This is a genomic window from Halanaerobium hydrogeniformans (genome assembly GCF_000166415.1).
GTDB lineage: Bacteria > Bacillota > Halanaerobiia > Halanaerobiales > Halanaerobiaceae > Halanaerobium > Halanaerobium hydrogeniformans.
The window spans coordinates 1267463-1281403 of sequence record NC_014654.1; the positions used below are offsets into that span (position 1 = coordinate 1267463).

Sequence of the window (13941 nt, forward strand, 5' to 3'; positions counted from 1 at the left end):
ATGAAAAATACAAAAAAAATAGTTATTATTGCTCTTTTAATAGCACTTGGTCTGGTACTACATCTGGTTGAAAATATTTTTCCTTTAGCAGCCTTAATCCCTGGTGCAAAATTGGGTTTAGCAAATATTGTAACTTTAATTGCTATTGTACTTTTTGGATTTACAGCTGCATTTCAAGTGCTGATGTTTAGGGTGATTTTAGCTTCATTACTTGCAGGAACTTTTATGACAATTAGTTTTTATCTAAGCTTTAGTGGAGGTTTATTAAGCTTTTTGCTGATGTATTTAGCTTATTATCTTTTAAAAGATAAGTTGAGTTTAATTGGAGTCAGCATAATTGGAGCAGTAGCTCATAATACTGCTCAGGTTATTGCTGCTTATTACCTTATCGAAAATCCGGGTATATTCTATTATCTACCTTTTCTAACACTTTTTGCAATACCAACTGGTTTTAGTATTGGTTTAGTAAGTTATTTTACTATTGATTATTTGCCTATTTCTTTAAAACAGGGGGTTAGCAAATGAGCGAAGAATCAGAAGAAAAAAAATTAGTTTTAGCTTCAGCCTCACCGCGGAGAGAAGAAATATTAAAACAATTGAAATTAAAGTTTACGATCATTCATCCAAAAATTGATGAGAATAATTTTAATGGAGATACACCTGAAGAACTTGTTGAAATTTTGGCAGAAAAAAAGTCCAGGTCTGTATCTGATATAGTAGAAAATGCTCTGATAATTGCTGCAGATACAATCGTAGTCTTAGATGGGAAAATTCTCAATAAACCTATTGATAATGAAGATGCAAAAAAAATGCTGCATTTATTGAGTAATAGAGAGCATAAGGTTATTACAGCATTGGCAGTCTTAGACTCAGATAGTGGTAAAATAATAGTAGAAAGCAATGTTACAGATGTTAAAATGCTTGAATTAAGTGATGATGATATAGATAAATATTTAAATACTGGTGAAGCTATGGATAAGGCTGGTTCTTATGCAATCCAGGGATTTGGTGGCTTATTTGTAGAGTCTATTCAGGGATCTTATTATTCAGTTGTTGGTTTACCTATCCATCAATTAGCAACAATTTTAAAGAAATTCAATTATGGAATCTTATAAGAGAAAGGAGCTTGTTTTGATGGAGAGCCCAGAAAAGGGATTTACCATCAAAGAATTACCAGCAGAAGAGAGGCCACGCGAAAAAGTTTTAAAAAGAGGCAGCAGTTATTTATCTAATGCCGAATTACTTGCTTTGATAATCAGAACTGGAAATAGGAAAAGGACTGCGGTTGAGCTTTCTCAGGATCTTTTAAATTCTTTTGGAGGTCTCAGAGAAATTTTGGACCTAAGTTGTGAAGAACTGCAGGAGGTTAAAGGGATAGGATTAGCAAAAGCTGCTCAAATTGTAGCAGTTGTTGAGCTTGCCAAAAGAATATCATCAATAAAAAATTATGAAAAGGATTTAGTTAGTAATCCTGTTCAGGCTGCAGAACTTCTTGCTTCAGAAATGAGGTTTTTAAAGCAGGAAGTTTTAAGAACTATTTTATTAGATGTAAAAAATAGGGTTATTGCTATACCAGAAATTTCTAAAGGAGGACTTAGCAGTTCTATAGTTCATCCCAGAGAAGTTTTTAAAGAAGCAATTAGAAGAAGTAGTGCTGCAGTTATTCTAGTTCATAACCATCCCAGTGGTGATCCAAAACCAAGTGCCGATGATTTAAATATTACTAAAAAACTGCAAAAAGCAGGAGAAATTATCGGGATTAAGGTAATTGATCACATTATAATAGCTGGTGATAAGTTTTTAAGCTTTAAAGAAGAAAATTTAATTTAAAAAGATAGATGTTATATTCGAAAGGGGTATTTATTAAATGGTTTTCAAATTTCTTAGTGCACCATTTTCAAGAGATATGGGTGTTGATTTAGGAACAGCTAATACACTAGTTTATATTAAAGATAAAGGTATTTTAATTAGAGAACCTTCTGTTGTAGCTTTAAAAAAGGACAAAAATGAGGTACTCGCAGTTGGTAATGAAGCAAAAAGAATGATCGGTAGAACACCGGGTAATATTATCGCGGTAAGACCTATGAAAGACGGTGTTATAGCAGATTTTGATGTTACTGAAAGTATGCTGCGGTATTTTATAACCAAAGCTCATAAAAGAAGCAGAATGGTCAGGCCAAGAATAATAATCTGTGTTCCTTCAGGTGTAACTGAAGTAGAAAAAAGAGCAGTTATAGATGCTGCAATACATGCTGGAGCCAGAGAGGCATATTTAATTGAAGAGCCCATGGCTGCTGCGATAGGAGCTGGATTACCGGTTCATGAGCCAACTGGAAACATGATTGTTGATATCGGGGGAGGAACTACTGAAGTAGCAGTAATCTCCCTGGGAGGTATTGTAACAAGCCGTTCTATCCGTATTGGTGGTGATGATATGGATACTGCGATCGTACAGTATGTTAAAAGAACATATAATTTAATGATTGGTGAAAGAACAGCTGAAGAAATCAAGATTGACATAGGTTCAGCTTTTTGTGATAATCCAGAAGGAGTTAAAGAAATCAGGGGTAGAGATTTAGTTAGTGGGTTACCAAAAACTATAGAAATTACTGCTGGTGAGATTCAGAATGCACTCAAAGAACCGGTTATAAATATTATTGATTCAGTTAAAATGACTTTAGAAAAAACACCTCCTGAACTTGCCTCAGATGTAATGGATAGAGGAATAATTTTAACAGGAGGAGGAGCCCTGCTTAAAGGTCTTGATACTCTATTAAGAAATGAAACTCAGATGCCTATCCATATTGCTGATAATCCTCTAGATTGTGTTGCTAAAGGAACAGGGATTGCTTTAGAAGAGATAGATGAATTGAAGAAAATTTTAATTACCAACAAAAAGTTATCATAAGGGGGGAGCCTGTTGTATAAATTTGACAGGAACTCTTTAATAATCGCCGCTCTCTTATTAATATTAGTTCTTACATTTCTTTTTGTCTTTATAAACGATATTGAAATTGGTTTTTTAAATTGGTTTGGAGATATAATATATAATTTATTAACTCCCATTTTGAACTTAATGAATAATATTATTAGCAGAATTCAGGGCTTTTTTAATACATTATTTTCTATCAATGAAATTCAGGAAGAAATAAGCAATTTAAGACAGCAAAATCAAGTTTTAGAAAGACAAATAATGTTTTTAAGCAATTATGATCGTGAGAATAAGAGACTGCGAGAACTCCTTGATTTTCAAGAAAGAGTTGAGTATGAGATGATTGGAGCAGAAGTAACTGCTAACTCTCCCTCGGTTTTTGAACAGATAATTACAATTAATAGAGGTAGAAGAGATGGTCTGGAAGAAAGAATGCCTGTAATTACTTATAATGGTTTTTTAGTTGGTAGAATTGACTATGTTGGCAGCAGCTCAGCTCAAGTTAGATTAATTACTGATAATCAATTTGTAGTTGGTGGTGTAGTTGCAAGAAGTGATTCAAGACAAATAGGTTTAGTCAGAGGCTCAGGCCGAAGAGATCAGAATAATACTATGGATAATATTGCCTGGGATGCAGATGTAGAAATTGGAGATGTTATTTTAACTTCCGGATTATCAAATAATTTTCCTGAGGGCTTAAAAATTGGTCAAATAAAAAGTATAGAGACTGATAACTATGGTTTATCTCAAAAAGCAGAGGTAGAACTTGACATTCAGTCAGTAACTATTGAAGAAGTGATGGTAATTAAGAATTTTTAAGTTTATCAATCAATATTAACTGGAGAGATTAAATTGAAAAAATACTTTAAAAACCTCATTATTATGGTTTTACTATTAATCTGCCAGTTATTAATAGGTATAATTTTCCCTAACCTTTATTTGATACCTGATTTTATTTTAATTTTTATAGTTCTAAAAGCAATTTTCCATGGTTCAAATCAGGCCATGATTTATGGTTTTACTGGAGGAATATTACAGGATGCTTTTTTGGGTACATTTATTGGTATCTTTACTCCTGTTAAAACAGCGGTTGCCTTTCTTTCTGGACTGCTTTCAGGCAGGTTTTTTCCAGAAAACCTTTTAATTCCTCCATTAGGGGTTTTTTTGGCAACTATAGTCCATCAATTTCTATATATTTTACTAAAAGAAAATTATCTGTTTAATACAAATATTATATTGTTATTTAGAGAATTAATCTTACCAATGGCTGCTTTAAATGCTCTGCTCACATTTGGCTTTTATTTAATATATTTTTTCTTAGGAAGGCGGAATATTAATTGGATAGACTAAAAATACTAAGAATTATAATTCTAGTTATATTTATTATTTTAATTTCTAGAGCAGCTTATTTGCAAATTATCAATGGAGATTATTTCTTTAGATTATCTGAAGGTAACAGGATTTCTGTACGTCCAATTAATGCTCCTCGAGGTAAGATTATTGACAGTCAGGGGAAAGTAATCGTTTCTAATCGTTTAACCTATAATTTATATTTAATGCAAAATGAAATTCCACCTGGAGTATCTGCAGAAGATATTCTAGAAGATCTTTCAGAAATTAGTGGTATTGATTCTCAGAGATTGATAGGTAATTATAGAAATACTGATGCAAAAAGTTTGGTTGAACCGATTCTTTTAGCCCGGCATCTTTCTAAAGAAGAGATGGTAGTCATAGTCGAGAATAATGATTTATTACCCGGGATAATTGTTCAGGAAGCATCGTTAAGAGATTATATTTATCCTGAAAATTTGGTTCATACTACTGGCTATATTGGCGAAATAAGCAGAAATGAATTAATATCTTTCAATGAACTGGGATATAATTATAAAGCTGGAGATTTTGTCGGTAAAAGCGGTTTAGAAAGACAGTATGAATTTTATTTAGCTGGTCAAGCAGGTGCAGAACAAATAGAGGTAGATAATCGGGGACAAAAAAAACAGACTTTAGGAATTAGAAAGCCTATTGCCGGGAATGATTTAACTTTAAATATTAATTTTGATCTACAGCAGTCTGTAGAAGAAATATTAAAAGAAAGTTTTGATCGCTTGCGTATTGAAGCTGAAGAAGATGATGAAAGAACCAAACCGACTTCAGCTGCTGCTATTGTAATGGATGTAAACAGTGGGGCTGTGCTTGCAATTAGCAGTATACCCAATTACAATTTAAATCTATTTGCAAAAGGTATTTCAAACAGTGAGTTTCAAGAACTTTCAAATAATCCTTTACGGCCAATGCTTGACAGAACGGTTATGTCTGACTATCCTCCAGGCTCAATTTTTAAATTAATTACAGGAGCTGCTGCAATGGAAGAACTTGGAGTAAGAGCTGATACAAGTTTTTATGATCCTTCGGGAAGATTTTATCTCCCTAATTGGTCCAGACCTTTTAGAAACTGGCTTGATAGAGGTGAAGGACAGCTTGACTTTGTAAGAGCAATGGCCCGTTCAAATAATATAGTTTTTTATGAATTAGGCCATGAACTATATAAAGAATATCGTGGTGATAAATTAGCAGAATATGCTCGTAAATTTGGCTTGGATGAAAAAACAGGTATTGATTTACCATCTGAAAAAACCGGTGTAGTACCTGATGATCAGTGGAAAAGAGAAAAGTTTAATGAACCATGGTATCCAGGTGATGCAGTCAATCTTTCGATTGGTCAAAGTAATTTATTAACAACACCACTTCAAATTGTTCAGATGTTTTCTGTTTTTGCTAATGAAGGCTTATTATATAAACCACAGCTAGTAGATAAAATAACTTCTCCAGAAGGCGAAATAATAGCAGAATTTGAGCCGGTTATCAAAGCTGACTTACGCTCTGAAATTAGCCCTTCAACCTTTTCAGCTCTTAAGCAGGGACTTTATGATGTTGTAAATCAAAGCTATGGAACTGCTTCTCATCATTTTATAAATTTTCCGATTGAGGTAGCTGGTAAAACCGGGACTGCTCAAACTTCAGTGGCCCTGACAAATCATGCCTGGTTTGGTGGGTTTGCACCTTATGAAGACCCAGAAATTGCAGTAGTTGTTTTATTAGAAAATGGAGGATCAAGTTCTTTTTCGGTACCCATTGCTAGAGATATTATAGCTCATTATTTTGGGGTTAATCAAGAAGATGAGTAAAAAATAGTAGTTTAATGAAGATTAAAAAATATTAAAGTTATAATTGATGAAGGTATTTCAATTATATTAAAGAATATAATTAATTAAGTGCATATAATTGAGGAGAGATTTTATGAGTTCAGTTTTTTCTTTTCAGGCAGTATCAGATGGAATTGTGATGAACTTCCGCAGTGGTAGTACATTTGGTAGTATTAAAGAGGCAATTACTTTACATGCTTCACAGGCTTCAGATTTTTTTAATGGGGTTAATTTATACCTTAATCTAAGTGGTTTGGAGCTGGCTTTTGAACAACTTCAGACACTGATGGATATTGTTCAAAATTATAACAGAGTAAATAAGATATATTTTACAGCAAAAGAAATTAAAGCGGAAAATAAAGAGGCTGTTCCAAAATCTGAAGCTGTAATTATTAATAGGACTTTGCGTTCAGGCCAGATGGTAAAAAATCAGGCTAATGTCGTGATTGTTGGAGATGTTAATCCTGGTGCCGAAGTAATCGCTGGAGGTGATATTATCGTCTTTGGCCGCTTAAGAGGAGTTGTTCATGCAGGAGCTGGAGGAAACGAAGCTGCTCAAGTAGCTGCTTTAATATTAGATCCAACTCAACTTAGAATAGCTTCTTTAATTGCCAGGTCACCAGATGATAATCATAATTCAGGGCTGAATCCGGAAAGAGCATTTATCAAAAATGACAGTATAATGGTAGAAAAGATTTAATCATAAATCAGGGGGGATATAATTTGGCAGGCAAAACAATTGTTGTCACTTCAGGAAAAGGTGGAGTAGGTAAAACAACATCTTCAGCAAATATTGGTACAGCACTTGCTATGAATGGCAAAAAGGTGTGCTTAATCGATGCTGATATTGGTTTAAGAAATTTAGATGTTGTTATGGGCTTAGAAAATAGGATAGTTTATGATATTGTTGATGTTGTAGAAAATAACTGTCGTTTAGAACAGGCTATGATTCGTGATAAAAGATATGATGGTCTTTACTTATTACCGGCAGCTCAAACCCGTGATAAAACTTCAGTAACCCCATTTCAGATGAAAGAACTACTTGATAATTTAAAAGAAGAAATGGATTATGTAATAGTTGATTCACCGGCTGGTATTGAGCAGGGATTTAAAAATGCTATATCTGGTGCAGATAGAGCAATTATTGTTACAACTCCAGAAATTTCTGCTGTTAGAGATGCAGATAGAATTATCGGTCTTTTAGAAGCTGAAGGGCTGCGTGATCCAGAGGTAATAATTAACCGGATTAGGGCAGATATGGTTGATAGAGGTGATATGATGGGTATTGACGATATGATAGAGATATTAGCAATCGATCTACTGGGAATAGTCCCGGAAGATGAAGGTATTGTTGTTTCTACAAACAAAGGTGAACCGATTGCCATCAACCAAAAAGCAAAAGCTGGACTGGCATATAGAAATATTGCTAAAAGAATAATGGGAGAAGATTTACCAATTATGAAATTAGAAAAAGAAAGTTTTCTTTCTAAATTTAAGAAATTAGTTGGCTTATCTTAATTTAAGGGGGGAGTAAAATCGATATTCTAAAATGGCTCGGCTTAAAGAGTGATAAAGACAAATCAAGTAAAAATGTTGCAAAGGAAAGACTTCAATTTGTACTTGTTCAGGATAGAATAAAGTTAACTCCAGATGAAATGGATGCAATGAGAGAAGAATTGATCGGAGTATTAAGCAAATATATCGATGTAGATTCTCAAAAAATAGAGATGGATGTAAAAAGAGAAGACGAAATGACAGCTTTAGTAGCTAATTTTCCCCTTAAAGGTTCAAAATAAGGGTTAAACTTAATAATTTAAGGAGCTTTACGATGTCTTGGAACAAAAAATTTCTACACTATTTAAATTTAAATGTACCTTTAACAGTTGTTTTTTTGATTATAATAGGATTTTTAACAATTAGTTCAGCTGTAGAAATTAATCAAGTTGATTCTAATGCTCTTGTATTTTTGCAAAGACAGGCAGTCTCAGTAGTGTTGGGACTGCTAGTAGTTTTTATAATACAGGCTTATGATTATAGGATATTTAAAGAATATGCAGCAGTAATCTATTTGCTAATGATCGGGCTTTTAAGTTTTACCCTTTTAATGGGTAGAACAGTTGCAGGTGGTAAAAGATGGCTCAGTATTGGACCAATCAACTTTCAGCCAGCTGAATTGGCAAAAATTATGCTGGTTTTAGTTTTAGCTGCGGTCATAGATAATAATTCAGATGATATGGGTTATCTTAAGGGAATGTTTCTGCCTTCAATTATAGCTTTTATACCATTTGTATTGGTAGTGCTCCAGAATGACCTTGGTACTGCACTTGTTTTATTCTTTATTTACCTTGTAATGCTCTTTGCAGGTGGAGGTAATATAAAATATATGGCCCTGGTTTTTGGGACTGGTTTCTTAATTGTTGTTTTAGTTATCAGTGCTCATGTGATGCTCGATACACCTTTACCTTTTTTACAGGAATATCAGTTAAATCGATTAATAGTATTTATTAATCCAGATATTGATCCTTTTGGTAGTGGCTATAATATTATTCAATCAAAAATCGCTTTAGGATCAGGCCGATTAACTGGTAAAGGCCTTTTTGCTGGTACTCAAAATCAGCTTAATTTTTTACCGGAAAAACACACAGATTTTATTTTTTCTGTGATTGGAGAAGAATTTGGTTTTATAGGATCTGCTGTAGTAATTATATTGTTTTTATTTTTGCTCTGGCAGTTTTTAAAAATTGCTGAAGAGGCAAGGGATAGATACGGTTATCTGGTGGTTATAGGAATAACTGCTATGTTTTTGTTTCATGTCCTGGAAAATATCGGGATGACCATGGGTATTATGCCTATTACTGGAATCCCACTCCCTTTTATTAGTTATGGGGGTACATTTATGATAACCTCTTTAACTGCAATTGGTATAATAATTAATATAAACTTAAGACAAAACAAGTTAATGTTTTAATAGATGAGGTGGTTTTTTGCAGTATAAGAAGAAAATAATGGAAAACTTATATAAGGTTTCAAGTCCAGAAAGATATACAGGAAATGAATGGAACACAATAAATAAAGAATGGCAGGCTGAAAAATTAAAAATTGCCTTCGCTTTTCCCGACGTTTATGAGATAGGAATGTCTCACCTTGGACTTAAAATCTTATACCATTTAATTAATAATGAAGAAAATATGCTGGCAGAGAGGGTTTATGCTCCCTGGCAGGATATGGAAGATTTACTGAAAGAAAAAGAGATTCCACTCTATACACTGGAATCATATCATGAAATAAAAGATTTTGATATTTTAGGTTTTACCCTTCAGTATGAAATGAGCTATACAAATATCCTGAATATGCTCGATTTAAGCGGGATGTCTATTTATTCGAAAGAGAGAAATGAAGATGATCCGCTGGTAATTGCTGGTGGGGCAACTGTTTTTAATCCAGAGCCAATAGCAGATTTTATTGATCTCTTTTTTATCGGTGAAGCAGAAGGCATTATTATAGAATTATTAAATAAATATCAGCGGTTAAAATCTAAAGGGATGCTCAAAAAAGATGTTTTGCTTAAATTAAGCAAAATAGATGGAGTATATGTACCATCCTTATACAGTGAAATTTATGGTGAGCAGGGAGAAATTCTAGCTTTGAATTCTCAAAATGGAGTTAAAGCAAGAACAAAAAAACAGCTTGTGCAAAATTTAGATCAGGCCTTTTATCCTACTGATTTTATTGTTCCTTATCGTGATACGGTCCATGAGCGGGTTGTTTTAGAAATTTCTCGGGGCTGCACCAGAAGCTGTCGCTTTTGTGCTGCTGGAATGACATACCGCCCCAGTAGAGAAAGAAGTGTAGAAAGATTGATGGAATTAGCCGAAAAAGCCTTAAAATCTACTGGTTATGATGAAATTTCTCTAACTTCTTTAAGTGCAATGGATTATACAAAAATAGAGGAATTATTAAAAAGAATGACTGAAAAATTTAGTCAGCACAAAATTAGTGTTTCTTTATCCTCTCTTCGAGTAGATGAATTTTCTGTAGAACTTGCTAAAGAAGTTCAAAAGGTCAGGAAAACTGGTTTAACCTTTGCACCAGAAGCTGGGACTCAGCGTTTAAGAAATGTAATTAATAAAAATATCAATGAAGAAGATCTTTATAATGCTGTAAGGTCTGCTTTTGAAAATGGCTGGTCAAGGATAAAACTATATTTTATGATCGGATTACCAACAGAAACTATGGATGATATAGCAGGGATTGTAGAACTGGCAAAAAAAGTAAGAGATATTGGTAGAGAAGTTCGTAAAAACACTAAAAAAAGAATGAGAAATATACAGATATCTGTCAGTGTTTCTACATTTGTTCCTAAAACCTTTACCCCTTTTCAATGGGTAAAGATGGATGATGTTCAGACTATAATCAAAAAACATGATTATTTGAGAAATAATTTGCGGGGACATGGTTTGAATTTCAGCTGGAATGATCCAGAGTTATCAAGGCTTGAAGGGGTAATTGCTAGAGGAGATAGAAGACTGTCAGAGGTTATAGCCAGTGCCTGGGAAAAGGGAAGTCGCTTTGAAGGCTGGAATGAATGTTTTGATGCCAGAATCTGGGGAGAAGCATTTAGAGAAAATAAAATTGCTCCTGCAGAATATTTAAGAGAAAGAAAAATATCAGAAATTTTTTCCTGGGAAAAAATTGATGTAGGTGTTTCTAAAGAATTTTTACTAAAAGAATATCAAAAATCTGAAGATGGAGATTTAACAACTGATTGTCGCTTTGAAGAATGCACAGGCTGTGCAATTTGTGCTGATTTTGGAGTCGATTTAGAACTGGTGGGTGGTAAAAGATAAAATGAATTATAGAATTAAATTTGAAAAGTTAGAAGATCTTATGTATATTTCTCATTTAGAGGTTATGAAGACGATTAGAAGGATCATCAGGAGAGCAGAGTTTCCTGCAGCTTACAGTCAGGGCTTTAATCCCCACATTAAAATTTCTATGGGTCCCCCACTTGCTGTTGGTTTGATTAGTTATGGTGAATATTTTGATTTAGAACTAGAAGAAGAATTACTTGAAACTGAATTAATTGAAGCTTTAAATCAATTCTCACCTAAAGATTTAAATTTTATTAAAGCAGTTAAAATTCCAGAAAACATCAGATCTTTATCTTCACTACTTGATACAGCAATTTATACGATAAAATTTAATTTTAAAACAACGAAAACAAGGGAAGAGGAAAAAGAAATTTTAAAAAATTTTATGGACGAAGAAAGTATTATGATTATTAGGCACCGCCGCAAGAAATCAGATAGAGAGATAGATTTAAAGAAAAGAATCTTTTCTGCAGAGGTAATCGAAAAAAACAAATGGAAATTTGCTGTTGTTACAGGCAGTAGAGGCAACTTAAGACCAGAAGAGCTAAATAGAGCTTTGAAGGACAGATATCCAGAAATCAAAGATTTTTCACCTCTCAATGTTGTTAGAGAGGGAGTTTTTGTAAATGAAGAAGACGATTTTTATCCTCCCTATGCAGAAAAGTTTATCGGGAGTTGAGAAGATGAGTAGACAAATAATTATTAATTCGGAGTTTAGAGAAAAAAGAGCTGCATTATTAAAAAACAATACTTTAGAAGACCTGTTTTTTGAACGTGACACTTATCAAAAAATAGCAGGCAATATTTATCGAGGTAGAGTACAGGATGTACTGCCTGGAATGCAGGCAGCATTTGTTGATATTGGTATTGCTCGTAATGCATTTCTTCATTTAAATGATTTATATCCAATCTTGAGTAATACACAGAAAAATAAATTGAGTAAAAAAGAATTAAATATCAAACATGTTTTACAGCCTGGACAATGGTTGATGGTTCAGGTAGTTAAAGAACCCATGGGTTCTAAAGGAGCAAAGGTTACCTGTAAAATATCGATTCCAGGCCGCTTTTTTGTTTACATTCCTTCAGATAACAAAATCGGTGTTTCGAGAAGAATTACTGATGATGAAGAGCGTAATCGTTTAAAATCTATTGCCGGTGATTTAAAAAATGGCAAAGAAGGTTTGATTATTAGAACTAATGCTCATTCTGAAAGCTATTCTAAATTACAAAATGACTACAATTTTTTATCTGGAACCTGGAAAAGAATTAGAAATGATTTTTTCCAGAAAAATAATATCGATATACTTTATCAGGAAGAAGATTTACTTAAAAATTTAATCAGAGATTATTTAGATGAAAATATAGATAGGGTTGTTGTAGATGATAAAAAAGATTATCAGCGTTTAAGAGATTTGACATCAATTTTTGCACCTGATCTAAAAAATCGGATTGCACTTTATCAGAGGAATATTCCTATTTTAGCAGCTTATAATATTGAAAAAGAAATAGAGAGCCTTCTTCAGCGCAAGGTCTGGCTTAAATCGGGTGGTTATCTGGTTATTGACCAAACAGAGGCCCTTGTTGCTATTGATGTAAATACAGGCAAATTTACCGGCAAGAAGAACCTTCAGGATACCATCGTAAAGATCAATAAGGAGGCAGTTGCCGAAATTGCACGGCAGATAAAGCTGCGTGATATTGGTGGGATAATTATAATCGATTTTATAGATATGAATAATAGTTCTGATCAACAGTCTGTTACAGATCTTTTAGCTAATGAACTACAAAAAGATAGAACTAAAACCTCTATTTTGGGTTTTACCCAGCTTGGTCTTTTAGAAATGACCCGAAAAAAAGTTAGAGAAGGTTTTGGATCTTTGATGCAAAAAGATTGCCACTGTTGTGGTGGAACTGGAAAAGTTTTATCAGAATCTACTGTTGCCATGAAGGTTATTCGAAAAATTGATGAGATAACTATTAGAGATAAATATCCTGCTGTATCTTTAGAACTTCATCCTGAAGTTGCTGCAGTTTTAATAGGAGCCGGGGGAGAGAAACTTGAGGAGTTGGAAAATAAGTTTGGAATAGATATTTTCATAAGTGGAAATACTGAATTAAATTATGAAGATATGGTAATTGAAAAAGGAAGCAAAGAAGAACTTCAACCTGATTTTCTGGATTTAGATGTTGGTGACAGAATTACTGTTGAAATAGAAGATCAGCATGCAAGCAATCAAAATGCAGGTATTGCTAGAATTGATGGTTATATTATTATCGTTAATCATGCCGGGAATATGGTTGATAATGAGGTGGAGATAATTATTGATGATCTTCATCGGACTTATGCTAGAGCACATTTAGCATAAACCAAAAAAATCGCGTGATTGCTTGACTCATAGCTTAAACTATGCTAAAATTTATATCTGGAGTTATATATCCGGTCTCCGTTCTGCGGAGATACCAAAACCGCACGGTACAGGCTGTCAAATCTCTTTTAGTAGAGTGCCTCATCCGGCGAGTCTGAGGTAAGGGAGGTGCAAGAATATGTATGCTATTATAAAGACTGGTGGTAAACAATACCGCGTCGAAGAAGATCAAATTATCACAATAGAAAAGCTTTCTGCTGAGGAAGGCGATAATGTAGAGTTTGAACAGGTTTTAGCTTTATCTGATGATAATGGTTTTAAAGCAGGTTCTCCATTTGTAGAAGGAGCAACTGTTAAAGGAAGAGTAATTGAACAGGGTAAACATAAAAAGGTCATTGTTTTTAAATATAAACCTAAGATCAGGTATCGCAAAAAGACGGGTCATAGACAACCATTTACAAAAGTTATTATTGAAGAAATTACTGCTTAGTAATTAATTAAATCAAAAATAATGTTATTAAAAATATTTAGCTTTAAAAATATTTAAACTTAATTTATAGGGGGGTGGA

General features: G+C 33.4%; 15 protein-coding genes and 1 other annotated feature. All 15 genes read left to right on the plus strand.

Annotated features, from left to right (window positions below; all coding sequences use genetic code 11):
• Positions 1–525 (plus strand): Gx transporter family protein, encoded by a 525-nt coding sequence (locus tag HALSA_RS05665; protein WP_013405638.1) that lies wholly within the window; start codon positions 1–3, stop codon positions 523–525.
• The gene (locus HALSA_RS05670) at positions 522–1115 is read left to right on the plus strand and encodes a Maf family protein (RefSeq protein WP_013405639.1); all 594 of its coding nucleotides are present in this window, start codon (positions 522–524) and stop codon (positions 1113–1115) included. The genes HALSA_RS05665 and HALSA_RS05670 overlap by 4 nt, the downstream gene beginning before the upstream one ends.
• Positions 1116–1134: 19 nt before the next feature.
• On the plus strand, positions 1135–1830 hold the full coding sequence (gene radC / locus HALSA_RS05675; protein ID WP_013405640.1) for a RadC family protein: 696 nt from the start codon (positions 1135–1137) through the stop codon (positions 1828–1830).
• Positions 1831–1867: 37 nt separating this feature from the next.
• The gene (locus HALSA_RS05680; RefSeq protein WP_013405641.1) at positions 1868–2908 is read left to right on the plus strand and encodes a rod shape-determining protein; all 1041 of its coding nucleotides are present in this window, start codon (positions 1868–1870) and stop codon (positions 2906–2908) included.
• A 12-nt stretch (positions 2909–2920) separates the two neighbouring features.
• A complete protein-coding gene (gene mreC, locus HALSA_RS05685) occupies positions 2921–3751 on the plus strand; it encodes a rod shape-determining protein MreC (RefSeq protein WP_013405642.1) in 831 nt (276 codons plus the stop codon).
• A gap of 33 nt (positions 3752–3784) precedes the next feature.
• The gene (gene mreD / locus HALSA_RS05690) at positions 3785–4282 is read left to right on the plus strand and encodes a rod shape-determining protein MreD (RefSeq protein ID WP_013405643.1); all 498 of its coding nucleotides are present in this window, start codon (positions 3785–3787) and stop codon (positions 4280–4282) included.
• Positions 4270–6117, plus strand: coding sequence for a penicillin-binding protein 2 (gene mrdA, locus HALSA_RS05695; protein WP_013405644.1), 1848 nt, complete (start codon positions 4270–4272; stop codon positions 6115–6117). The genes mreD and mrdA overlap by 13 nt, the downstream gene beginning before the upstream one ends.
• Positions 6118–6229: 112 nt before the next feature.
• Positions 6230–6835: a septum site-determining protein MinC gene (minC, locus tag HALSA_RS05700; RefSeq protein ID WP_013405645.1), complete on the plus strand. Its 606-nt coding sequence runs from the start codon at positions 6230–6232 to the stop codon at positions 6833–6835.
• Positions 6836–6858: 23 nt separating this feature from the next.
• On the plus strand, positions 6859–7653 hold the full coding sequence (gene minD / locus HALSA_RS05705; protein ID WP_013405646.1) for a septum site-determining protein MinD: 795 nt from the start codon (positions 6859–6861) through the stop codon (positions 7651–7653).
• Between the two features lie 23 nt (positions 7654–7676).
• Complete coding sequence (minE, locus tag HALSA_RS05710; protein ID WP_041595797.1) at positions 7677–7931, plus strand: cell division topological specificity factor MinE; 255 nt, start codon at positions 7677–7679, stop codon at positions 7929–7931.
• 32 nt (positions 7932–7963) lie between these two features.
• Complete coding sequence (gene rodA / locus HALSA_RS05715) at positions 7964–9103, plus strand: rod shape-determining protein RodA (protein WP_013405648.1); 1140 nt, start codon at positions 7964–7966, stop codon at positions 9101–9103.
• A gap of 16 nt (positions 9104–9119) precedes the next feature.
• Complete coding sequence (locus tag HALSA_RS05720) at positions 9120–10982, plus strand: TIGR03960 family B12-binding radical SAM protein (RefSeq protein WP_013405649.1); 1863 nt, start codon at positions 9120–9122, stop codon at positions 10980–10982.
• 1 nt (position 10983) lies between these two features.
• Positions 10984–11685 (plus strand): TIGR03936 family radical SAM-associated protein, encoded by a 702-nt coding sequence (locus HALSA_RS05725; protein ID WP_013405650.1) that lies wholly within the window; start codon positions 10984–10986, stop codon positions 11683–11685.
• 4 nt (positions 11686–11689) lie between these two features.
• Complete coding sequence (locus HALSA_RS05730; RefSeq protein WP_013405651.1) at positions 11690–13372, plus strand: Rne/Rng family ribonuclease; 1683 nt, start codon at positions 11690–11692, stop codon at positions 13370–13372.
• An 88-nt stretch (positions 13373–13460) separates the two neighbouring features.
• Positions 13461–13538 (plus strand) — a sequence feature (ribosomal protein L21 leader region).
• Positions 13539–13550: 12 nt separating this feature from the next.
• Positions 13551–13862 (plus strand): 50S ribosomal protein L21, encoded by a 312-nt coding sequence (gene rplU / locus HALSA_RS05735; RefSeq protein ID WP_013405652.1) that lies wholly within the window; start codon positions 13551–13553, stop codon positions 13860–13862.
• The last annotated feature ends 79 nt before the right edge of the window (positions 13863–13941 follow it).

Bases quoted from the DNA above. Each gene is read 5' to 3' on its own strand.
- HALSA_RS05665 (WP_013405638.1), top strand. From the start codon at position 1: ATGAAAAATACAAAAAAAATAGTTATTATTGCTCTTTTAATAGCACTT.
- HALSA_RS05680 (WP_013405641.1), top strand. From the start codon at position 1,868: ATGGTTTTCAAATTTCTTAGTGCACCATTTTCAAGAGATATGGGTGTT.
- HALSA_RS05730 (WP_013405651.1), top strand. From the start codon at position 11,690: ATGAGTAGACAAATAATTATTAATTCGGAGTTTAGAGAAAAAAGAGCT.
- HALSA_RS05670 (WP_013405639.1), top strand. From the start codon at position 522: ATGAGCGAAGAATCAGAAGAAAAAAAATTAGTTTTAGCTTCAGCCTCA.
- rodA (WP_013405648.1), top strand. From the start codon at position 7,964: ATGTCTTGGAACAAAAAATTTCTACACTATTTAAATTTAAATGTACCT.
- rplU (WP_013405652.1), top strand. From the start codon at position 13,551: ATGTATGCTATTATAAAGACTGGTGGTAAACAATACCGCGTCGAAGAA.
- radC (WP_013405640.1), top strand. From the start codon at position 1,135: ATGGAGAGCCCAGAAAAGGGATTTACCATCAAAGAATTACCAGCAGAA.
- minC (WP_013405645.1), top strand. From the start codon at position 6,230: ATGAGTTCAGTTTTTTCTTTTCAGGCAGTATCAGATGGAATTGTGATG.
- HALSA_RS05725 (WP_013405650.1), top strand. From the start codon at position 10,984: ATGAATTATAGAATTAAATTTGAAAAGTTAGAAGATCTTATGTATATT.